This window comes from Vogesella indigofera, assembly GCF_028548395.1.
GTDB classification, from domain to species: domain Bacteria; phylum Pseudomonadota; class Gammaproteobacteria; order Burkholderiales; family Chromobacteriaceae; genus Vogesella; species Vogesella indigofera_A.
Map to the genome: position 1 here is coordinate 707866 of NZ_JAQQLA010000004.1, position 20304 is coordinate 728169.

The following is a 20304-nucleotide window of genomic DNA, read 5'->3' on the forward strand; positions in this document are numbered from 1 at the left end:
TAGCCAGTCAGATTGACACACCCCACTGTTGCCGATCGCCAACACGCCATCAAACAACTGATTTATATGGATTTAAAGGCATCGCAGGCGCCGGAATCCGCTTTTTTATCGCGTAACACCTTGCCAACATACTGTAGTAAAACTACCATTCAGACACACCAATCAGGGCCTACACCAATGAGTCTGCATCCCGTTCTTGCTGCCGTTACCCAGCGCATCATCGAGCGTAGCCGCGCCACCCGCGCCGCTTATCTGGCCCAGGCCCACGCCGCCGTGCGTCAGGGCAAGGTCGAGCGCGCCCACCTGTCCTGTACCAACCAGGCGCACGCCTTCGCCGCGATGCCGGACGGGATCAAGATTCACCTGAAAGAGTCGGTGCGCCCCAACCTGGCCATCGTCACCTCCTATAACGACATGCTGTCCGCGCACCAGCCGCTGGAGACCTTCCCGGCACTGCTGAAGGACGAGGCGCTGAAGGCCGGCGCCACCGCGCAGGTGGCCGGCGGCGTGCCGGCGATGTGCGACGGCGTGACACAGGGCTTCGAGGGCATGGAGCTGTCGCTGTTCTCGCGCGACGTGATCGCGATGAGCACCGCCATCGCCCTCTCCCACCAGATGTTCGACGCCGCGCTATACCTCGGCGTCTGCGACAAGATCGTGCCGGGCCTGTTGATCGGCGCGCTGTCCTTCGGCCACCTGCCGGCGCTGTTCGTGCCGGCCGGGCCGATGACCACCGGCATCTCCAACGACGACAAGGCCAAGGTGCGCCAGCTGTTTGCCGAGGGCAAGGTTGGCCGCGACGCGCTGCTGGAATCGGAATCGGCGTCCTACCACGGCCCCGGCACCTGCACCTTCTACGGCACCGCCAACTCCAACCAGATGCTGATGGAGATCATGGGCCTGCACCTGCCGGGCGCCGCCTTCGTCAATCCGAATACCCCGCTGCGCGAGGCGCTGACCCGCCACGCCGCCCGTGTCGCCGCCGAGATCAGCGCGCAGGGCCCGCGCTTCACCCCGATTTGCGACGTCATCGACGAGAAAGCCATCGTCAACGGCATCGTCGGCCTGCTCGCCACCGGCGGCTCCACCAACCACACCCTGCACATCAATGCCATCGCCCGCGCTGCAGGTATCGACATCAACTGGGACGACTTCGACGAGCTGTCCGCGGTGGTGCCGCTGATCGTGCGCGCCTACCCCAACGGCAAGGCCGACGTGAACCACTTCCACGCCGCCGGCGGCATGGGCTTCGTGATCCGCGAGCTGCTGGATGCCGGCCTGCTGCACGACGACGTCACCACCGTGATGGGCAAGGGGCTGCGCGCGCACACCAGCGAAGCGTGGCTGGACGACGGCAAGCTGGCCTGGCGCGCGGCGCCGGCGACCAGCGGCGACGACGGCGTGCTGCGCACCGCGGCCAAGCCGTTCTCGCACGACGGCGGCCTGAAGGTGCTGACCGGCAACATCGGCCGCGCGGTGATCAAGGTCTCCGCCGTGAAGCCGGAACACCGCGTGGTGGAAGCGCCGGCGGTGGTGTTCCACGACCAGAACGAACTCTTGGCCGCCTTCAAGCGTGGCGAGCTGGAAAAGGACTTCATCGCGGTGATCCGCTTCCAGGGTCCGCGCGCCAACGGCATGCCGGAGCTGCACAAGCTGACGCCGCCGCTGGGCGTGCTGCAGGAACGCGGCTTCAAGGTGGCGCTGGTCACCGACGGCCGCATGTCCGGCGCCTCCGGCAAAGTGCCGGCCGCCATCCACGTGTCGCCGGAAGCGCTGCTCGGCGGCGACATCGGCAAGGTACGGAACGGCGACCTGGTACGGCTGGATGCCAACAGCGGCGAGCTGAGCATCCTGGTGCCGGCGGCGGAATGGGCGGCGCGCGAACACGTTGCGGCCAACCTTGAACCGCACCAGCACGGCGTCGGCCGCGACCTGTTCGCCGGCATGCGCCAGCAGGCCACCACCGCCGAGGAAGGCGCGATGACCTTCGCCCATCCGCTGTGGAGCAAGCAGTAAACGTATTTTTCGCCACGGAAAACACGGAAGCCGCGCCCGGACAACACCGGCAGCAGCGGGCAGCGCGCCAGCCGCGCCGACACTTTCTGTGTGCTTCTGTGGTTTCTGTGGCAATCGAAAAGGATAGATAGATGGACGCACTGACTCTGCTACGCCAAGGCCCGGTAATGCCGGTGATCGTAGTCAACGACGCCGCGGTCGCGGTCGATCTCGCCCGCGCGCTGGTCGCCGGCGGCATCCGCACCCTGGAAATCACGCTGCGCACCAAGGCCGCACTGGCGGCGATGCGCCGCATCCGCGACGAAGTGCCGGATGCCATCGTCGGCGCCGGTACCGTTCGCACCCGCGCCCACCTGGAAGCCGCGCTCGACGCCGGCGCCCAGTTCGGCATCAGCCCCGGCCTGACCCCGGAGCTGGCCGCCGCCGCGCGCGCGTCCGGCGTGCCCTTCATCCCCGGCGTGGCCACCCCGTCCGAGGCGATGCACGCGCAGGACGAAGGCTTCAACATCCTCAAGCTGTTCCCGGCCGAGGCGGTCGGCGGCATCAAGCTGCTGAAGGCGCTGGCCGGCCCGCTGCCGGAGCTGCGCTTCTGCCCCACCGGCGGCATCGACATCAACAGCGCGCCGAACTACCTGGCGCTGCCCAACGTGCTGTGCGTCGGCGGCAGCTGGCTGACCCCGGACGACGCCATCGCCGCCCAGGACTGGGCGCGCATCACCGCGCTGGCACAACAGGCCAGCGCGCTGGCGGTGCGCTAAGCCGCAGACTTGCTCTCCCGTTTTTCACAAGGGCTTGCCGACTCTCCCCGGCAAGCCCTTTTTTTATGGCCGCCCACCACGAAAAAAGCCCCGTCGGGTGACGGGGCAAGAGGAGAGTGGGAGCGTGGAAACGATGACGCTAGGCGGTGGCCTGCCAGGCGCTGCCCGGCACGTACACCACGCCGGACACGATGGGCTTGGCGGTACGCACCACCCCGGCGCTGCGGATCAGCGGCAGGCCGTCGCCGTCGCTGCCGTCGATCTGTACCCGGGTATCCAGCCGCCCGGACGGGTGCTCGATGCCGATCAGCCCCGGCTGCCCGGCGTCGGGCTGCACCAGGGCCGCGGCGATGGTGCCGGGGATGCTGCAGGCGGCGGCGACACACAGTGCGCCGGTCACCGCGTGCGCGGCGTGGCAGTTCCACGGCACGAAGTAGCGCGAGCTGATCTGGCCGCCGTGTGCCGGTCTGGCCAGCAACACCAGCTTGGGCAGTACCTTGCCGCGCACATCGCCCATGCCCATCCGCTGCGCCGCCTGCAGCCGGATCGTCTCCAGCCGCGCCAGCAGGGCGCCGTCGCCGTCCAGTTGCGCCTTGCTCTCGTAGCCGCTCTTGCCGAGCGACTCGGCGGCGATGAACACGATCGGTGTGGAAAAATCGACGCAGGACACCGCCACGCCATCGATCACGTCCTGCACCCGACCGGTGGGCAGCAGGCGCCCGGTCTTGGCGCCGGCGGCGTCGAGGAAGTTGAGCAGGATCGGCGCGCCGCTGCCGGGCACGCCGTCGATGTGGACGTCGCCCTCGTAGTTGACCTTGCCGCCGGGGGTCTGCACCACCGCCTCCACCACCTTGCCGGTGTTGCGGTTGAAGACGCAGACCCGCGTCGTTGGCATCCCGGCGGCGACCAGGCCGTGCTCGATGGCAAATGGCGCCACCCCGGCCAGCATATTGCCGCAGTTGGGCGAGGTATCCACCGTTTCACTGTCGATCGACACCTGCGCGAACAGGTACTCGACGTCGATGCCGGGGCGTGCGGATTTGCTGACCATCACCACCTTGCTGGTCAGGCTGTCGCCGCCACCGAGGCCGTCAATCTGGCGCCGGTCAGGCGAGCCCATCGCGGCCAGCAACACCCGGTTGCGCGTGGCTTCGTCGTGCGGCAGGTCGTCGAGCAGGAAGAACGGGCCCTTGGAGGTACCACCGCGCATCACGACGCAGGGAATGGGAATCAGCATGGAACGCCTCGGACAGAAAATTGATCTCGCTTTCCATTCTGTGCATCCGCCGCCCTCAAGAGAAATGAATTTATATCCTGAATTATTGCGCTTTGATCATTAATTGCCGCCTCAGTCGCTGTGCTGATGGCGGCGCACCATCTGGTACAGCGCCTCCGCCGCCGGCGAGAATTCCGCGGTCTTGCGCGAGATCAGCACCAGCCCGCGCGCGATCACCGGCCCGGTCAGGCGCAGCACGCGGATGCGCGGGTAGGCGTCGCTTTGCAGCGCCAGCCGCGGCAGCACTGCCGCACCGACCCCTTCCGCCACCAGCCCCAGCGCGGTGGACACCCGCTGCACCTCGTACAGCGACTGGATCACCACGTCCTGCTCCTCCAGCGCGCGGTCCAGCAGCGGGCGGTTGCCGCTGAGCTGGCCGATGGAAATCAGCGGGTACGGCTCCAGGTCCTTCCACTGCAAGGCCTCGTGCCGGCTCAGCGGGTGATCGTCGCGGCACACCAGCGCGAATTCATCCTGCAACAGCGGCACGCTGTTCAGCTCGGCGTGGTGCGAATCGGCAATGGTGATGCCGAACTCGGCCTCGCGCTGCAGCACGGCGCTGGAGACGCCGGCCGAGGTGTGATCGAGGATCTTGATGTGGTTGTCCGGGTACAGCGCGGAGTAGGCCTGGATGATGCGTGGCAGGAAGCGCACCCCCACCGTCGGCACGCAGGCGATGGTGACGCTGCCGCGCTTGAGGCGGCCGGTGTCTCGAATCTCGGTCAGCGACGACGCCAGCTCACTGAGCAGGCGCTTGGCGTGCGGCAGGAATTCCTCGCCGACCTTGGTCAGCGCCACCGAACGGGTGGTGCGCTCGATCAGCTTCACCCCCAGGTAGTCCTCCAGGTTCTGCAGCCGGCGGGTAATGCCGGCCTGCGACAGGAACAGGCTTTCCGCCGCGGTCTGGAAGCTGCCGCTTTCGGCGATGGCGATGAAGGCCTGCACGCCGATGGTGTCGATTTTCATGACAAATTCTCATAGATCAGCAAGATAAATTTACTTTACTGCAAAATGGCGACCGCACAAACTGCGCCGTCGCTGCCGCCGCCTGCGCCAGCCGTCCGCCAGCGGCGGCAGCCGACTCCCAGTTTCGACGCCACCGCCCGGTGGCGTTTTTTTTTGCCGCGCACCACCCTGGCGCCGTGCGGCACCGTAGTCTGGACAGCGCCGCAGCCGGCCAAACTGATGAGCAAAAGTAATCAATCACAGACAATAATGCATTTAACAAAATACCGATTCATCACCACAATAAAGTCAGATCGTCAGCCAAGCGCGATGCCGCGAGCGGCGCCAGCCACCTGACCATCCCGACATAACAGGAGAGAACACCATGAAGCATCTGCTTACCCCCATCGCTGCCGCCGTCCTGCTGGGCACCGCCACCGCCGCCATTGCCGCCGATCCGATCCAGATCAAGTTCAGCCACGTCGTCGCCACCGACACCCCGAAAGGCCAGGCGGCGGAGTACTTCAAGAAGCTGGCGGAAGAGCGCACCAAGGGCCGCGTCAAGGTAGTGATCTACCCCAACAGCCAGCTGTACAAGGACAAGGAAGAGCTGGAAGCGCTGCAGATGGGCTCGGTGCAGATGCTGGCGCCGACCACCAGCAAGTTTGGCCCGATGGGGCTGAAGGAATTCGAGGTCTTCGACGTGCCTTACCTGTTCATGAACGAAGAGCAGGTGCACAAGGTCACCCGCGGCCCGGTCGGCCAGAGCCTGCTGCAAAAGCTGGAGGCCCGCAGCATGAAAGGGCTGGCCTTCTGGGACAACGGTTTCCGCGTGTTCAGTGCCAACAAGCCGCTGCGCACGCCAGCCGACATGAAGGGGCTGAAGATCCGCATCAACTCCTCCAAGGTCAACCAGGCCATCGTGCAGTCGGTCGGCGCCATGCCGCAGACCATGTCGCTGGGTGAGGTGTATCAGGCGATGCAGACCGGCGTGGTGGACGGTGGCGACAGCAACATCTCCAACCTCTACACCCAGAAGCAGTACGAAGTGCAGAAGTATGCCGTCAACACCAAGCACTCCTACAGCGGCTACGCGGTCGTGGTGAACAAGCCGTTCTGGGACAAGCTGCCGCCGGACATCCGCAGCATTCTGGAAAGTGCGATGAAAGACGCCACCCTTTACAACGATCAGGTTGCCGAGAAAGACACTGCGCTGGCTTATGCCAGGATGAAGGCCTCCGGCAAGATCCAGTTCTACGACCCGACACCGGCAGAAAAGGCACAGTGGGTCAGCACCATGCAATCGGTACAAAACGAGATTGCACCCCGTATCGGCATGGCCATGATCAATTCGGTCAAGGCTGCCGTCGCCAAATAAGCGGCGACACCGCATGCGTACAAGAGGGGTGCGCCCCTCTTTTGATTCCCTACCTTTGCGGAGACTCACGTGAAATTTCTGGATCATCTTGAAGAGTGGCTGATCGCCACCCTGATGGCCGCCGCGACGCTGATCACCTTTTTTGCCGTCGCCCACCGCTACGGCAGCGGCATCAGCCTGCTGCAACCCCTGCTCGGCGACATCCACATGTCGTGGGCGCAGGAACTGACCATCTACCTGTTCGTATGGATGGCCAAGTTCGGTGCCGCCTACGGCGTGCGTACCGGCATCCACGTCGGCGTCGACGTGCTGATCAACAAGCTGTCCGACCACAACCGCAGCCGTTTCATCGTCATCGGCCTCTTGGCCGGCGCACTGTTCACCGGCATCGTCGGCACCCTCGGTGCCACCTTTGTCTGGGAAATCGCCCATACCGACCAGACCTCGGTGGATCTGGAAATCCCGATGTGGCTGGTTTACCTCGCCGTGCCCTGTGGCTCGTACCTGATGTGCTTCCGCTTCCTGCAGGTCATGGTCAACTTCCTCAAGACCGGTGAGCTGCCGAAACACGACCACACCCACGTCGAAGGCATGGACGACGTCGCCGAAGACAGCAACTGGTACGCACTGGACGACAACCTGCATCCGCACGATGTAAGCAATAAAGGAGGCAAGCCATGAGCGCCCTCATCATTTTCACCCTGCTGCTGGTGCTGATGCTGACCGGCATGCCGATCTCCATCTCGCTCGGCCTCACCGTGCTGACCTTCCTGTTCACCATGACCGAAGTCCCGATCGAGGCGGTGGCGCTGAAGCTGTTCACCGGCATCGAGAAGTTCGAGATCATGGCGATCCCGTTCTTCATCCTCGCCGGCAACTTCCTCACTCACGGCGGGGTGGCCAGGCGCATGATCAACTTCGCCTCGTCCATGGTCGGCCACTGGCACGGCGGCCTCGGCCTCGCCGGCGTGATCGCCTGCGCACTGTTTGCCGCGGTGTCCGGCTCCAGCCCAGCCTGCGTGGTCGCCATCGGCTCCATCCTGCTGCCGGCAATGGTGAAGCAGGGCTTCCCGCGTGACTTCGGCGCCGGTATCATCACCACCTCGGGCGCGCTGGGCATCCTGATCCCGCCGTCGATTGCGATGGTGATGTACTCGGTGGCCACCAACACCTCGGTCGGTCAGCTGTTCATGGCCGGCGTGATTCCGGGACTGATGCTGGCCACCTTCCTCGGCCTCACCACCTGGTACCGGGCGCGCAAGTTCGGCTACCCGCGCCTGCCCAAGGCCTCGTTCCGCCAGCGCCTGCACGCTTTCCGCGAATCGATGTGGGGCCTGTTCCTGATCGTGGTGGTGATCGGCGGCATCTACACCGGCATCTTCACCCCGACCGAGGCAGCCGCGATGTCGGCGGTGTACGCCTTCATCGTCGCCGTGTTCGTGTACAAGGACCTGACGCTGAAGCAGGTGCCCAAGGTGCTGCTCGATTCGGCCAGCATGTCGGCGATGCTGCTCTACATCATCACCAACGCGGTACTGTTCTCGTTCCTGATGACCAGCGAAGGCATCCCGCAGGCGATGGCCGGCTGGCTGATCGACGCCGGCCTCGGCCCGATCGCCTTCCTGCTGGTGGTGAACATCATCCTGCTACTGGCCGGTAACGTGATGGAACCGGCGTCCATCGTGCTGATCTTCGCGCCCATCCTGTTCCCGGTGGCGGTGGCGCTGGGCATCGATCCGGTGCACTTCGGCATCCTGATCGTGGTCAACATGGAAGTCGGCATGTGCCACCCACCGGTAGGGCTGAACCTGTACGTCGCCTCCGGCATCACCAAGATGGGCATCACCGAGCTGACCGTAGCGGTATGGCCATGGCTGCTGACCATGCTCGCCTTCCTGGTGCTGGTCACCTACGTGCCGCTGATCTCGCTGTGGTTGCCCAGGACTCTGGGCATGATGTAACGGCTCGCACCGATGTCGTTCCCGGTTTTCCGGTACCGCTGCCCGGCGGCTACCGGAAAACCGCCCGCACCGCCAGCATCCGGCCCTCCCCTGCCCGTCCCGCCCACCCGCTGGCGCTTGCGGCCAACCTTTCCCCTCGCCAAAGCCGGCGCGAGCTTCTAACATCATGGCTTGTCTCAGCCCGCAGCCGGACCCCGCCATGAAACTGTTTCTAGCCGAAGACGACGCCGTCCTCGCCGATGCCCTGCTCACCCGCCTGGGCCAGCTCGGCTTCAGCGTCAGCCACGCCGCCGACGGCCTCGCCGCGCAGCAGCAATTGCTGGCCGAGCCGTTCGACGCGGTGATCCTCGATATCGGCCTGCCCGGCCTCGACGGCCTGCAGGTGCTGCGCAACGTGCGCGTGCACCGGCCGGCGCTGCCCATCCTGCTGCTGACCGCGCTGGACAGCATGGAGGACCGCGTCGCCGGGCTGGACGCCGGCGCCGACGACTACCTGGTCAAGCCCTTCGAATTCCCGGAGCTGGAGGCGCGCATCCGCGCGCTGCTGCGCCGCCACCGCGTCGTCGACAACGTGCGCGACGAGCTGCACTTCGGCCGCCTGCGGCTGGACCGCGGCGGGCAGCGCGCGTGGGCCGACCAGCAGGCGCTGGAGTTGTCGGCGCGCGAGCTGCAGCTACTCGACATCCTGATGGCCCATGCCGACCGCGTGGTCACCAAGGAGCAGATCGCCGGCGAGCTGTCTGGCGACGGCGAGGAAGTCGGCGCCAACGCGGTGGAGGTGTACGTGCACCGCCTGCGCAAGAAGCTGGACGGCAGCGGCGTCGGCATCCGCGCGGTGCGCGGGCTGGGCTACCTGCTGGCCCGGCTCGACACCGGCGCCTGAAGGTTGGCCGCATGCTGACACCGCCCGCCGCTCGCCCCCGCCAGCTGTCGCTGCGCCGCCAGCTGCTGCTGTGGCTACTGCTGCCGCAGCTGGTGCTGTGGTTGGGCGCCGCCTTCCTGGCGCACAGCATGGCGATGAGCTACGCCGGCGAGGTGATCGACCGCTCGCTGGCCAAGTCCTCGCGCGCGCTGGCGCGGCAGGTGAAACCGTTCGGCAACGGCTTCTACATCGACTTCCCGCAGGCGGCGCGCGAGATCCTGGAGCAGGACCCGGACGACCGCATCTACTACATGGTCAGCTCGCCGCCGGAGGCCTTCCTACTCGGCGAACCGGCGATGCCGCGACCGCCGGCCAGCCTGCAGCGCAAGCCGGGGGAAACCTTCTTCTACGATGGCCGCATCAAGCGGCTGGAGGTACGCGTCGCCGCGCTGTACCTGCCGGCCGGCACCCCGGACCGGCCGGAGCTGATGCTGGTGCAGGTGGCGAAAAGCCGGGCGCTGAACGCCGAGCTGGCGCGCAAGATCCTGCGCGACATGGGGCTGCCGCTGCTGGCGGTGATGCTGCTGACCAGCGTGCTGGTGTGGGCCGGTATCAGCCGTGGCCTGTCGCCGCTGCGCCACCTGCGCCGCAGCGTGGAAAACCGCTCGCCGCGCGACCTGGCGCCGATCGAGATCGACAACGCGCCGTCCGAGGTGCGCGCGCTGGCGCGTGCCATCAACGAGCTGCTGCACGAGGTCGACGGCCAGGTGGCGCAGCAGCGCCGCTTCATCGCCGACGCCGCGCACCAGCTGCGCACGCCGCTGGCGGGGCTGAAGTCGCAGAGCGAGCTGGTGCGCGCCGAGCTGGCCGCTACACCGCCCGATGTCGCCAGCGCCAGCCGCCAGCTGCTGCAGGTGGAAACCAGCGTCGCGCGCTCCATCCGCCTGATCAACCAGCTGCTGGCGCTGGCACGCGCCGAGCCGGAGGCCGGGCTGCAGCTGGCGACGCTGGACCTGCGCCAGCTGGCGCGCGAGGTCACCAGCGAGGCGGTGCCGCTGGCGCTGGCGCGCGATATCGACCTCGGGCTGGAGGCGGCCGACGATGCGCTGCCGGTCACCGGTCACGGCGGCCTGCTGCGCGAGCTGCTGGCCAACCTGATCGACAACGCCATCCAGTACACGCCGCCCGGCGGCGAGGTCACCGTCAAGCTGACGCGCACCGCCGGCACGGTGACACTGCAGGTGTGCGACAACGGCCCGGGCATTCCCGAGCGCGAGCGCGAGCAGGTGTTCGCCCGCTTCTACCGCGGCCGTGCCGAAGGCCAGGGCAAGGGCTGCGGCCTCGGCCTCGCCATCGTGCAGGAAATCGCGCGCCGCCATCACACCCGCATCGTGCTGTCCGACAATCTGCCGCATGGCCTGGTTGCCAGCGTCGATTTCGCGTTGTTGCCGCACTAGAACGGCGCCGCCGCCACGGCGCGTAGTGTAGTTGACACACTACAGCGCCGCTTTTTGGTGCAGCGCAGCAACCATTTCATCCAGCAAAAGCAAGCTTTTCTCAAATGTCATGACGCGGTGCATGACCCACGCCCCATTTCCTTACGCCATACCCTCCCAATCCTTACACAAAACTTACGGTTGCCCGCTATAGTGCAGTCAATCCTGTGCGGCCGCCCCGATTTGGGCGCCCTGCTGCCGGGACACCGTTATCCGCATTACAAAAAAATCCGTGCGGACATCACAACACAGAAGGAGAGAGTTATGAAACTGAAACGTCTGAGCGCGGCCGTGCTGGCAGCCAGCCTGTTCCCTGTTGCCGCCCAGGCCGCCGACGTGGAAGTCCTGCACTGGTGGACCTCCGGTGGCGAAGCCAAATCCGTCGCCGAACTGAAGAAGATGATGAGCGCCCAGGGCGTGACGTGGAAGGATTTTGCCGTTGCCGGTGGCGGCGGTGACAACGCGATGACCGCGCTGAAAACGCGCGTGGTGTCCGGCAACCCGCCGACCGCCGCCCAGATCAAGGGCCCGGCGATCCAGGAGTGGGGTGCCGAAGGCGTGCTGGCCGATATCGACGCCGTAGCCCGTGCAGGCAACTGGGACAAGCAGCTGCCGCCGGTGGTCAGCCGCGTGATGAAGTACAAGGGCAAGTACGTGGCCGCGCCGGTCAACGTGCACCGCGTCAACTGGCTGTGGGCCAACCCGGAAGCGTTCAAGAAGGCCGGCGCCACGGTGCCGAAGACCTGGCCGGAATTCTTTGCCGCCGCCGACAAGCTGAAAAAGGCCGGCATCCAGCCTATCGCCCACGGCGGCCAGCCATGGCAGGACGCCACCCTGTTTGAATCGGTGGCGCTGGGCGTCGGCGGTGCCGACTACTACAACAAGGCGTTCGTGAAACTGGACAAGGCCACCCTCGCCGGCCCGACCACCGTCAAGGTGTTCGAAACGCTGGGCAAGGTGAAAACCTACATCGACAAGGGCGCCGCCGGCCGCGACTGGAACCTGGCCACCGCCATGGTGATCAACGGCAAGGCCGGCATGCAGTTCATGGGCGACTGGGCGAAGGGTGAATTCACCGCTGCCGGCAAGGTACCGGGCAAGGACTTCATCTGCACCGACGCACCGGGCACCCAGAACGCGTTCACCTTCAACATCGACAGCCTGGCCATGTTCCAGCAGAAAAACCCGGCCGCGGTACAGGCCCAGGCCAAGCTGGCCGCCACGGTGATGAGCCCGGCGTTCCAGGAAGTGTTCAACCTCAACAAGGGCTCGATCCCGGCCCGTCTCGACACGCCGATGGCCAAGTTTGACGACTGCGCCAAGAAGTCCAGCTTCGACATGAGCGCCGCCTCCAAGGGCAACAAGCTGGTACCGAGCTTCGCCCACAAGATGGCGATGCCGTCCGCCACCGAAGGCGCGATGGTGGACGTGATCTCGCAGTTCATGAACTCGAGCATGACCGCGCAACAGGCCACCGAACGTCTGGCCCGTGCCGGCGCAGTGCGCTAAGTAGCGTGTGATCCGCGGCACCGGCGGCCCCCCGCCGCCGGTCTGACCGGTCCGCCCGAGGCGGGCGGACCGGCCCCGTGTTTTTGTACCGAGACAGCAAGGAATCATCATGTCCGGATCTTCATCCCAAGGCAGCCTGCACGCGCTGGCCGACCGCTGGCTGCCCAAGCTGGTGCTGTCGCCGACGCTGGCTGCCAGCCTGATCTTCGTCTATGGCTTCATCGCCTGGACCGGCTGGCTCTCGTTTACCGAGTCCCGCCTGATGCCGCGCTACGAGTGGGCCGGCTTCGTGCAATACCAGGCGCTGTTCGAAAACGAGCGCTGGTGGACCGCTGCGGCCAACCTTGGCATTTTCGGCGGCCTGTTCATCCTGTTCTGCCTGCTGGTCGGCCTGCTGATGGCGGTGCTGCTGGACCAGAAAATCCGCGCCGAAGGCGCACTGCGCACCGTCTACCTGTACCCGATGGCACTGTCCTTCGTGGTCACCGGCACCGCGTGGAAGTGGATGCTCAACCCCGACATGGGGCTGCAGAAGGTGGTGGTCGACCTCGGCTTCACCGACTTCACCTTCGACTGGCTGGTCAATCCGGACATGGCGATCTACACCGTGGTCATCGCCGGCGTGTGGCAGTCGTCCGGTTTCGTGATGGCGCTGTTCCTCGCCGGCCTGCGCGGCATCGACGACTCCATCATCAAGGCGGCACAGGTCGACGGCGCCAGCCTGCCCACCATTTACCGCCGCATCCTGATCCCCAGCCTGCGCCCGGTGTTCTTCAGCGTGCTGCTGATCCTGTCGCACATCGCCATCAAGAGCTTTGACCTGGTGATGGCGCTGACCGGCGGCGGCCCCGGCAATTCGTCCGACGTGCCGGCGATCTTCATGTACCAGTTCGCCTTTACCCGTGGCCAGCTGGGGGTGGGTGCCGCCTCCGCGATGATGATGCTCATCACCATCGTCGCCGTGCTGGTGCCGCTGATGTATATGGAAACAAGGAGTGCCAAACGTGTTTAAGAACCTCACCGTTGGCCGCGCGCTGGTTTACGCCGCGCTGCTCCTGATGGCCATCTACTACCTGCTGCCGCTGTACGTGATGCTGACCACCTCGTTCAAGAGCCTGGACGACATCCGCGAGGGCAATATGCTGGCGCTGCCGCAGCTGTGGCAGGGCGGCGCCTGGAGCAAGGCGTGGGCCGAAGCCTGTACCGGTGTCGAATGCAACGGCATGCAGGGCTTCTTCTGGAACTCGATCAAGATGACGCTGCCGGCGGTGGCGATCTCCACTCTGCTGGGCGCCGTCAACGGCTACGTGGTGTCGATGTGGCGCTTCCGCGGTTCCGACGCGCTGTTCACCATGCTGCTGGTCGGCTGCTTCATCCCGTTCCAGGTGGTGCTGCTGCCGATGGCGCAACTGCTGGGCCTGCTCGGACTGGCCAATACCACCGCCGGGCTGGTGCTGGTGCACGTGGTGTACGGCACCGCGTTCACCACCCTGTTCTTCCGCAACTTCTACATCACGGTGCCGGACGAGCTGGTGAAGGCGGCGCGCATCGACGGCGCTGGCTTCTGGACCATCTTCTTCCGCATCCTGCTGCCGATCTCCGGCCCGATCTTCGTGGTCTGCGTCATCTGGCAGTTCACCCAGATCTGGAACGACTTCCTGTTCGGCGTGGTGTTCGCCTCCGGCGAATCGCAGCCGATCACGGTGGCGCTGAACAATCTGGTCAACACCTCCACCGGGGTGAAGGAATACAACGTGGACATGGCCGCGGCGATCATCGCCGCGCTGCCTACCCTGTTCGTTTACATGGTTGCCGGCCGCTACTTCGTGCGTGGCCTGACAGCCGGTGCCGTGAAAGGTTAAGAAATGGCAGCGCTTTCCATCAATAACGTGTGCAAGACCTACGCCAACGGCACCGACGTGCTCAAGGGCATCAACATCGCCATCGAGGACGGCGAGTTCCTGATCCTGGTCGGTCCCTCCGGCTGCGGCAAGTCCACACTGCTGAACATGATCGCCGGCCTGGACGACATCTCCAGCGGCGACATCGCCATCGGCAACAAGCGCGTCAACGAGCTGTCGCCCAAGGACCGCGACATCGCCATGGTGTTCCAGAGCTACGCGCTGTACCCGTCGATGACGGTGCGCGAGAACATCAGCTTCGGCCTGGAAATCCGCAAGACGCCTAAGGCCGACATCGACGCCACCGTCAAGCGCGTGGCCGAGATGCTGCAGATCACCCACCTCTTGGAGCGCAAGCCGGGGCAGATGTCCGGCGGTCAGCGCCAGCGGGTGGCGATGGGGCGCGCCCTGGCGCGCAACCCGGCGATCTTCCTGTTCGACGAGCCGCTGTCCAACCTCGACGCCAAGCTGCGCGTCGAGATGCGTACCGAGATCAAGCTGATGCACCAGCGCCTGAAATCGACCATCGTCTACGTGACGCATGATCAAATTGAAGCGATGACGCTGGGCGACAAGATCGCGGTGATGAAGGACGGCATCGTGCAGCAGTTCGGCAGCCCGCAGGACATCTACGACAACCCGGCCAACCTGTTCGTCGCCGGCTTCATCGGCTCGCCGTCGATGAACTTCATCCCGGCCACCGTGGTGCAGTCCGGCAGCGACATCGGCGTCAAGATCTGCGACGACAACGGCTGCGTGGTGCTGCCGCTGCCGCACGACAAGGCGAAGCTGGCCGCGTTTGTGGGCAAGGAAGTGATCTTCGGCATCCGTCCGGAACAGATCACCGACGCGCGCACAGCCTACCGCGAGGGACTGCCGGTGATGGCCTGCCACATCGACGTGATCGAGCCGACCGGCCCGGACACGCTGGTATTCGTGTCGCTGAACAACACCAAGGTCTGCTGCCGCACCCACCCGACCGAGGCCAAGTACCCGGGCGAGAGCATGGACCTGGTGTTCGACGTGTCCAAGGCGGTGCTGTTCGACCCGGCAACCGAAGCGCGGATCGTGTAATGAGCCGGCTGACCTTGCAAAGGTTGGCCGCAGACGGGCCGCTGCTGTCACCGGTAGCGGCCGGCGTCTGGCGGCTGGACGAGTGGGGTTTCGACGACGCGGCGCTGGCGGCGTGGGTGGAACACGCCATCGCGCTGGGCATCACCAGCTTCGACCACGCCGACCTGTACGGCGGCTTCCGCTGCGAGGCGCTGTTCGGCCGCTGGCTGAAGGCCAACCCGTCGCGGCGCGACGACATCCAGCTGGTCAGCAAGTGCGGCATCAAGCCGCCGGACGCGGCGCGCGGCTGGCGGCTGAAGCACTACGACAGCTCGGCGGCGCACATCACCGCCAGCGTGCACGCCTCGCTGCAGCATCTGGGCAGCGACCATCTGGACCTGCTGCTGATCCATCGCCCGGACCCGCTCATGGACGCCGACGAGGTGGCGGAAACCTTCGCCCGCCTGCGCGAGGCCGGCAAGGTACTGCACTTCGGCGTGTCCAACTTCACGCCGGCGCAGTACGCGCTGCTGGCGTCGCGCACGCCACTGGTAACCAACCAGATCGAGGCCTCGCTGCTGCATCTCGATCCGCTCATCGACGGCACGTTCGACCAGTGCCAGCAGCTGGGCGTGCGCCCGATGCTGTGGTCGCCGCTGGCCGGCGGCCGCCTGTTCGACGCTGCCGCCAAGCCGGCGCTGGCGGCAGAACTGCAGCGCCTGGCCGGGGTGTACGCGGTCAGCGCCGCCACCATCGCGCTGGCGTGGCTGCTGCGCCACCCGTGCCGGCCGCTGCCCATCGTCGGCTCGCGCCAGCTGTCCGCACTCGACGACGCCGCGGCCGCCTGCCGGCTGACGCTGGCACGACAGGACTGGTTCGCGCTGCTGCAGGCGGCGCAGGGCCACGAAGTGGCCTGAGCCGGCGGCAGTCGCCACGGCCACGGCGCCCGACCATACCCTTTTCCTCAGCACGGCGGCCCGCGGGCCGCTGTTTTCATGCGGCCAACCCTGGCCACAAGTCCCCCGCCAGCGGCCAAAGACGGCCCATGCCATCACGGCTGCGGCCGCCATGCCGTGCACAACGTTGGCCGCAAACCGTGCTGCCGGCCAGCGACGCGCCGCGCCCGTTACCCGCCAACCTCCCCCAAAAAACAAGCTTGGCCGCCAGCGATCGCCGGCGGCCAACCTTGTCTCCCGCGTAGCGGAGGGCGCCCGCGCGCCTAGTCGGCCCTTGCCTGCCCCGCCAGCAGCACCTTGCGGGCGACGGCGTAGCAGTCGTCCACGTGCGCGTTGCCGACCAGCTTCATCGCGCCAAAGCTGAGCGATGCCGCCAGCGCCTGTCCCAGCAGCGGCACGAAGCGGGCCGCCGACTTGGTCGCCAGCCGCAGCCCGATCCGCTGCAGCACCTTCAGCAGCAAGGGCCGCGTCACCAGCTTGCCGACCAGCTCGCTGCCGATGCTGGTGATGGCAACCAGCATGATCTTCTTCAGCTGCGGATCCAGCGCCTCGATCTGCTCCGGGCTGAGGCCGAACTTGCGGTTGATGGCCGGGATCATTTCCAGCAGCAGGCTGACGTCGGTGCCGATATCCAGCCCCGGGATCGGCAGCACCGCGGCACCGGCGGAGAGGCCGGCACGTTTGGTCACCATCGCCTTGCATTCGTCGCGCAGGGCGTCCAGTTCGGCCAGCGTACGTGGCGGCATGATTGTTCCTTTCTGTTTCTTCTGGTGCTGCGGCCAAGGTTGGCCGCAACCGGCATTACACCTTGTGCGTGGACAGCAGCAGGCTGGTCTCGGTGGCGGCGATGCCGGGGATCAGCCGGATGCGGCCCAGCACGCGGTCGAACTGCTCCAGCGTGTCGGCGCGCAGCTCGGTGACGATGTCCCAGCGGCCGTTGGTGGAGTGCAGCGCGTAGACGTGCGGCTCGCCGCGCAGCGCCTGCAGCACCGCCTGCGCCTTGTTGCCCTCCACCGCGATGCCCATCCACGCGCGGATGCGGTGCCCCTCCGCCTCCGGCTTCAGCCGCACGGTGTAGCCGATGATCACCCCGCTCTGCTCCAGCTTGTCGATGCGGTTCTGCACCGTGGCGCGCGATACCCGCAGCCGCTGCGCCAGCTCGGTCACCGACATGCGCGCATTGTCGCGCAGCAGCGCGATCAGCTGGCGATCTGTATCACTCATTGACATAACGCTACCCCAAAAGATCAATCTGCCAGTTTTTCGCTGAAAAAGTGACAGATTGTCAACTTCTTATTGGCAAATACAAAGTAGAAAATAACGGCAAATCAACAATAAACCGCGCTAAACAAATTACCCGAAAGGCAACGCCCGTGACCCGCTACATCGACACCCAGGATATCCGCAAACTCGTTCAGGAAATCGGCACCGCCGATTTTATTGCCGAACTGGCCAGATATATTGAATCAGATTATAGCCGCTGGGAAGAGTTTGAGAAATGCGCCCGCGTTGCCAATCATTCGGAAGAAGGCGTCATCGAATTAATGCCGACCTCGGATGCACAATATTATGGCTTCAAATATGTCAACGGCCATCCGAAGAATACCAGGGACAATATGCTGACGGTGATGGCGTTCGGCGCGCTGGCCGAAGTCGGCAGCGGCTACCCGCTGCTGCTCAGCGAGCTGACCATCACCACCGCGCTGCGCACCGCCGCCACCTCGGCGCTGTTTGCCAGCAAGCTGGCGCGCAAGGATGCCCGCTCCATGGCGGTGATCGGCAACGGCGCGCAGAGCGAGTTCCAGATCCTCGCCTTCCACAAGCTGCTGAACCTGCGCGATTTCTATGTCTACGACATCGATGCCGCCGCCACCCGCAAGCTGCAGCACAACCTCGCCGGCTACCCCGGCATCCGCATCCTGCCGGCGGCGTCGGCCGCCGACGCCTGCCGCGACGCAGACATCATCACCACCGTCACCGCCGACAAGAACTACGCCACCATCCTGACCCCGGACATGGTGCGCCCCGGCGTGCACCTCAATGCCGTCGGCGGCGACTGCCCCGGCAAGACCGAACTCCATGCCGGCATTCTGGAAATGGCCATGGTATTCGTCGAATTCGAACCGCAGACGCGCATCGAGGGCGATATTCAGCAAATGGCGGCGGATTTCCCGGTCACCGAATTCTGGCAGGTATTAAACGGCGATAAACCCGGCCGCGAACAGGACAGCGATATTACGGTATTTGATTCGGTTGGTTTTGCGCTGGAGGATTTCTCGGCACTGCGTTATGTGCTGGATAAAGCCACGATACTTAATATCGGCAAGACCATTAATCTGATTCCGGCGCCGATTAATCCGAAAAACCTTTATTCCCTTATTGCCTGAGCACGATTGCGAGCAGCGAGATGAAACAGACCACTCACAACATTGTCATGGTACGCCCCGCCAATTTCTTTTCCAATCCGGAAACCAGCGAGTCGAACCGCTTCCAGAAGCCGGGCCAGGACGACGCGGCGGCGCAGGACAGCGCGCGGGCGGAGTTTGACGGTTATGTGGCGGCGTTGCGCGCCGCCGGCGTCAGCGTGCTGGTGATCGATGACGAGCAGCAGGGCAATACCCCGGACTCCATCTTCCCCAACAACTGGATCAGCATGCACCCGGACGGCCGCGTGTTCCTGTACCCGATGGAGGCGCCCAACCGCCGCCGCGAACGCCGCGACAGCGTGATCGCGCGCATCCGTGCGCAGTACCGGGTCGGCGAGCTGGCCGACCTCAGCGCCTTCGAGGCGGAGGGCAAGTTCCTGGAGGGTACCGGTTCGATGGTGTTCGACCACGCCAATCGCCTCGCCTACGTCTGCCTGTCCTCGCGCAGCCACCCCGAGGTGCTGACCGCGCTGCTGATGCGGCTGGACTACCAGGCACTGGTGTTCGACGCCGTCGACCGCGGCGGCGCCGCCATCTACCACACCAACGTGATGATGGCGGTCGGCAGCAAGCTGGCAGTGGTGTGCCTGGAGTCGATCCAGCCGGCCAGCGCCCGCCAGCGGGTGCGCGAGCAGCTGCAGCGCCACGGCAAGCAGATCATCGAGATCGACTACCGGCAGATGGAGAACTTCTGCGGCAACGTGATTGAGCTGGCCGACGCCGCCGGCAACGCGGTGTTCGCGATGTCGTCGCGCGCCTGGCAGGCATTCACCCCGCAGCAACAGGCAACGTTGGCCGCAAACGGCACGGTGGCGCACGCGCCGCTGGACACCATCGAGAACCTCGGCGGCGGCGGCGCGCGCTGCATGGTGGCCGAGAACTTCCTACCGCAAAAGCAATAAGCCGGCCACTTCAGGCCAGCCTGTCCCAGGAGAAACGAGAAATGAAAAAAGCACTAGTTGTCCTCGCCGTGGCCTGCGCCGCCGGCAGCGCCGTGGCCAAGCCCGGTGACGTGATCAAGTTCGGCACCAGCCCGGCCTACGCGCCGTTCGAGTACAAGACCGCCACCGGCATCGCCGGTTTCGACGTCGACCTCGGCAACGAGATCTGCCGCCGGCTGCAGGCGAAGTGCGTGTGGGTGGAGAACGACTTCGACGGCCTGATCCCGGCACTGAAGGCGCGCAAGTTCGACGCCATCCTCGCCTCGATGAGCATCACCGAGGCGCGCAAGAAGCAGATCGCGTTCAGCGACAAGCTGTACAACTCGCCGACGCGGATGGTGGCGCGCAAGGGCAGCAAGCTGCAGCCGACCGCCTCGGCGCTGAAGGGGCTGCGCGTCGGCGTGCAGCAGGGCACGGTGCAGGAAACCTACGCCAAGAAACGCTGGGAGGCGGCCGGCGTCAACGTCGTCGCCTACCAGAACCAGGAACAGGTGTACCAGGACCTGACCTCCGGCCGCATCCAAGCCAGCCTGCAAGACGCGGTGGAGGCGGAATACGGCCTGCTGAAGAGCAGCAAGGGCGCCAATTTCGAATTCGCCGGCACCACGCTGAAAGACCCGGACATCTTCGGCATCGGCGCCGGCATCGGCCTGCGCCAGGAAGACGAGGCGCTGCGCAAGGACATCAACCGCGCGCTGGCCGAGATGCTGAAGGACGGCAGCTATCACAAGATCGCCGGCAAGTACTTCTCCTTCGACATCTACAACAACTGACTCCCGTTTACTCCCAGGCAACCGGTTAGTTGCAGTTTCCGCCATTGGTTTCT

The 20304-nt window shown here is 65.4% G+C and carries 19 protein-coding genes; 15 read left to right on the top strand and 4 right to left on the bottom strand.

Features of this window, described 5'->3' with window-relative positions; all coding sequences use genetic code 11:
* The first annotated feature begins 177 nt into the window (after positions 1 to 177).
* Together edd and PQU89_RS09085 are read left to right on the top strand one after the other, a co-directional pair.
* Complete coding sequence (gene edd, locus PQU89_RS09080) at positions 178 to 2016, top strand: phosphogluconate dehydratase (RefSeq protein ID WP_272765531.1); 1839 nt, start codon at positions 178 to 180, stop codon at positions 2014 to 2016.
* A gap of 131 nt (positions 2017 to 2147) precedes the next feature.
* On the top strand, positions 2148 to 2774 hold the full coding sequence (locus tag PQU89_RS09085; RefSeq protein ID WP_120810283.1) for a bifunctional 4-hydroxy-2-oxoglutarate aldolase/2-dehydro-3-deoxy-phosphogluconate aldolase: 627 nt from the start codon (positions 2148 to 2150) through the stop codon (positions 2772 to 2774).
* A 139-nt stretch (positions 2775 to 2913) separates the two neighbouring features.
* Here the strand turns inward: PQU89_RS09085 and PQU89_RS09090 are convergent, their stop codons facing one another.
* Both PQU89_RS09090 and PQU89_RS09095 read right to left on the bottom strand, forming a co-directional pair.
* On the bottom strand, positions 2914 to 4011 hold the full coding sequence (locus PQU89_RS09090) for a 4-oxalomesaconate tautomerase (RefSeq protein WP_272765532.1): 1098 nt from the start codon (positions 4009 to 4011) through the stop codon (positions 2914 to 2916).
* A gap of 111 nt (positions 4012 to 4122) precedes the next feature.
* Complete coding sequence (locus PQU89_RS09095) at positions 4123 to 5016, bottom strand: LysR family transcriptional regulator (protein ID WP_272765533.1); 894 nt, start codon at positions 5014 to 5016, stop codon at positions 4123 to 4125.
* Between the two features lie 364 nt (positions 5017 to 5380).
* On the opposite strand from PQU89_RS09095, the gene PQU89_RS09100 reads away from it, so the two are divergent.
* From PQU89_RS09100 to PQU89_RS09145, 10 genes are all read left to right on the top strand, one after another.
* Positions 5381 to 6373, top strand: a complete 993-nt coding sequence (locus PQU89_RS09100; protein ID WP_272765534.1) for a DctP family TRAP transporter solute-binding subunit — start codon at positions 5381 to 5383, stop codon at positions 6371 to 6373.
* 69 nt (positions 6374 to 6442) lie between these two features.
* Positions 6443 to 7054, top strand: a complete 612-nt coding sequence (locus tag PQU89_RS09105) for a TRAP transporter small permease (RefSeq protein WP_272765535.1) — start codon at positions 6443 to 6445, stop codon at positions 7052 to 7054.
* Positions 7051 to 8334: a TRAP transporter large permease gene (locus PQU89_RS09110; RefSeq protein WP_272765536.1), complete on the top strand. Its 1284-nt coding sequence runs from the start codon at positions 7051 to 7053 to the stop codon at positions 8332 to 8334. The genes PQU89_RS09105 and PQU89_RS09110 overlap by 4 nt, the downstream gene beginning before the upstream one ends.
* 199 nt (positions 8335 to 8533) lie before the next feature.
* Positions 8534 to 9217: a response regulator transcription factor gene (locus tag PQU89_RS09115; RefSeq protein ID WP_272765537.1), complete on the top strand. Its 684-nt coding sequence runs from the start codon at positions 8534 to 8536 to the stop codon at positions 9215 to 9217.
* 11 nt (positions 9218 to 9228) lie between these two features.
* Entirely contained in the window at positions 9229 to 10653 is a 1425-nt protein-coding gene (locus tag PQU89_RS09120) for a sensor histidine kinase (RefSeq protein ID WP_272765538.1), read from the top strand.
* A 303-nt stretch (positions 10654 to 10956) separates the two neighbouring features.
* Complete coding sequence (locus PQU89_RS09125; protein ID WP_272765539.1) at positions 10957 to 12201, top strand: ABC transporter substrate-binding protein; 1245 nt, start codon at positions 10957 to 10959, stop codon at positions 12199 to 12201.
* Between the two features lie 109 nt (positions 12202 to 12310).
* Complete coding sequence (locus tag PQU89_RS09130) at positions 12311 to 13213, top strand: carbohydrate ABC transporter permease (RefSeq protein WP_272765540.1); 903 nt, start codon at positions 12311 to 12313, stop codon at positions 13211 to 13213.
* Positions 13206 to 14063 (top strand): carbohydrate ABC transporter permease, encoded by an 858-nt coding sequence (locus PQU89_RS09135; RefSeq protein ID WP_272765541.1) that lies wholly within the window; start codon positions 13206 to 13208, stop codon positions 14061 to 14063. Before PQU89_RS09130 ends, PQU89_RS09135 begins: the two co-directional genes overlap by 8 nt.
* A gap of 3 nt (positions 14064 to 14066) precedes the next feature.
* Positions 14067 to 15176: an ABC transporter ATP-binding protein gene (locus tag PQU89_RS09140; protein WP_272765542.1), complete on the top strand. Its 1110-nt coding sequence runs from the start codon at positions 14067 to 14069 to the stop codon at positions 15174 to 15176.
* On the top strand, positions 15176 to 16072 hold the full coding sequence (locus PQU89_RS09145; RefSeq protein WP_272765543.1) for an aldo/keto reductase: 897 nt from the start codon (positions 15176 to 15178) through the stop codon (positions 16070 to 16072). Before PQU89_RS09140 ends, PQU89_RS09145 begins: the two co-directional genes overlap by 1 nt.
* Positions 16073 to 16374: 302 nt before the next feature.
* Here the strand turns inward: PQU89_RS09145 and PQU89_RS09150 are convergent, their stop codons facing one another.
* Together PQU89_RS09150 and PQU89_RS09155 are read right to left on the bottom strand one after the other, a co-directional pair.
* The gene (locus tag PQU89_RS09150; RefSeq protein ID WP_272765544.1) at positions 16375 to 16857 is read right to left on the bottom strand and encodes a hypothetical protein; all 483 of its coding nucleotides are present in this window, start codon (positions 16855 to 16857) and stop codon (positions 16375 to 16377) included.
* 55 nt (positions 16858 to 16912) lie between these two features.
* Positions 16913 to 17335 (bottom strand): Lrp/AsnC family transcriptional regulator, encoded by a 423-nt coding sequence (locus PQU89_RS09155; protein WP_272765545.1) that lies wholly within the window; start codon positions 17333 to 17335, stop codon positions 16913 to 16915.
* Positions 17336 to 17385: 50 nt separating this feature from the next.
* On the opposite strand from PQU89_RS09155, the gene ocd reads away from it, so the two are divergent.
* Genes ocd through PQU89_RS09170 form a run of 3 tightly spaced genes read left to right on the top strand, consistent with a single transcriptional unit; the run spans position 17386 to position 20251 of the window.
* Entirely contained in the window at positions 17386 to 18498 is a 1113-nt protein-coding gene (gene ocd / locus PQU89_RS09160; RefSeq protein ID WP_272765546.1) for an ornithine cyclodeaminase, read from the top strand.
* A 20-nt stretch (positions 18499 to 18518) separates the two neighbouring features.
* Entirely contained in the window at positions 18519 to 19439 is a 921-nt protein-coding gene (gene ctlX / locus PQU89_RS09165) for a citrulline utilization hydrolase CtlX (RefSeq protein WP_272765547.1), read from the top strand.
* 41 nt (positions 19440 to 19480) lie between these two features.
* Entirely contained in the window at positions 19481 to 20251 is a 771-nt protein-coding gene (locus PQU89_RS09170) for an ABC transporter substrate-binding protein (protein WP_272765548.1), read from the top strand.
* The last annotated feature ends 53 nt before the right edge of the window (positions 20252 to 20304 follow it).

Excerpts from the sequence above, each read along its gene's own strand:
- edd (WP_272765531.1), top strand. The coding sequence starts at position 178 with ATGAGTCTGCATCCCGTTCTTGCTGCCGTTACCCAGCGCATCATCGAG.
- PQU89_RS09085 (WP_120810283.1), top strand. The coding sequence starts at position 2,148 with ATGGACGCACTGACTCTGCTACGCCAAGGCCCGGTAATGCCGGTGATC.
- PQU89_RS09090 (WP_272765532.1), bottom strand. The coding sequence starts at position 4,011 with ATGCTGATTCCCATTCCCTGCGTCGTGATGCGCGGTGGTACCTCCAAG.
- PQU89_RS09095 (WP_272765533.1), bottom strand. The coding sequence starts at position 5,016 with ATGAAAATCGACACCATCGGCGTGCAGGCCTTCATCGCCATCGCCGAA.
- PQU89_RS09100 (WP_272765534.1), top strand. The coding sequence starts at position 5,381 with ATGAAGCATCTGCTTACCCCCATCGCTGCCGCCGTCCTGCTGGGCACC.
- PQU89_RS09110 (WP_272765536.1), top strand. The coding sequence starts at position 7,051 with ATGAGCGCCCTCATCATTTTCACCCTGCTGCTGGTGCTGATGCTGACC.
- PQU89_RS09115 (WP_272765537.1), top strand. The coding sequence starts at position 8,534 with ATGAAACTGTTTCTAGCCGAAGACGACGCCGTCCTCGCCGATGCCCTG.
- PQU89_RS09120 (WP_272765538.1), top strand. The coding sequence starts at position 9,229 with ATGCTGACACCGCCCGCCGCTCGCCCCCGCCAGCTGTCGCTGCGCCGC.
- PQU89_RS09125 (WP_272765539.1), top strand. The coding sequence starts at position 10,957 with ATGAAACTGAAACGTCTGAGCGCGGCCGTGCTGGCAGCCAGCCTGTTC.
- PQU89_RS09130 (WP_272765540.1), top strand. The coding sequence starts at position 12,311 with ATGTCCGGATCTTCATCCCAAGGCAGCCTGCACGCGCTGGCCGACCGC.
- PQU89_RS09140 (WP_272765542.1), top strand. The coding sequence starts at position 14,067 with ATGGCAGCGCTTTCCATCAATAACGTGTGCAAGACCTACGCCAACGGC.
- PQU89_RS09145 (WP_272765543.1), top strand. The coding sequence starts at position 15,176 with ATGAGCCGGCTGACCTTGCAAAGGTTGGCCGCAGACGGGCCGCTGCTG.
- PQU89_RS09150 (WP_272765544.1), bottom strand. The coding sequence starts at position 16,857 with ATGCCGCCACGTACGCTGGCCGAACTGGACGCCCTGCGCGACGAATGC.
- PQU89_RS09155 (WP_272765545.1), bottom strand. The coding sequence starts at position 17,335 with ATGAGTGATACAGATCGCCAGCTGATCGCGCTGCTGCGCGACAATGCG.
- ctlX (WP_272765547.1), top strand. The coding sequence starts at position 18,519 with ATGAAACAGACCACTCACAACATTGTCATGGTACGCCCCGCCAATTTC.
- PQU89_RS09170 (WP_272765548.1), top strand. The coding sequence starts at position 19,481 with ATGAAAAAAGCACTAGTTGTCCTCGCCGTGGCCTGCGCCGCCGGCAGC.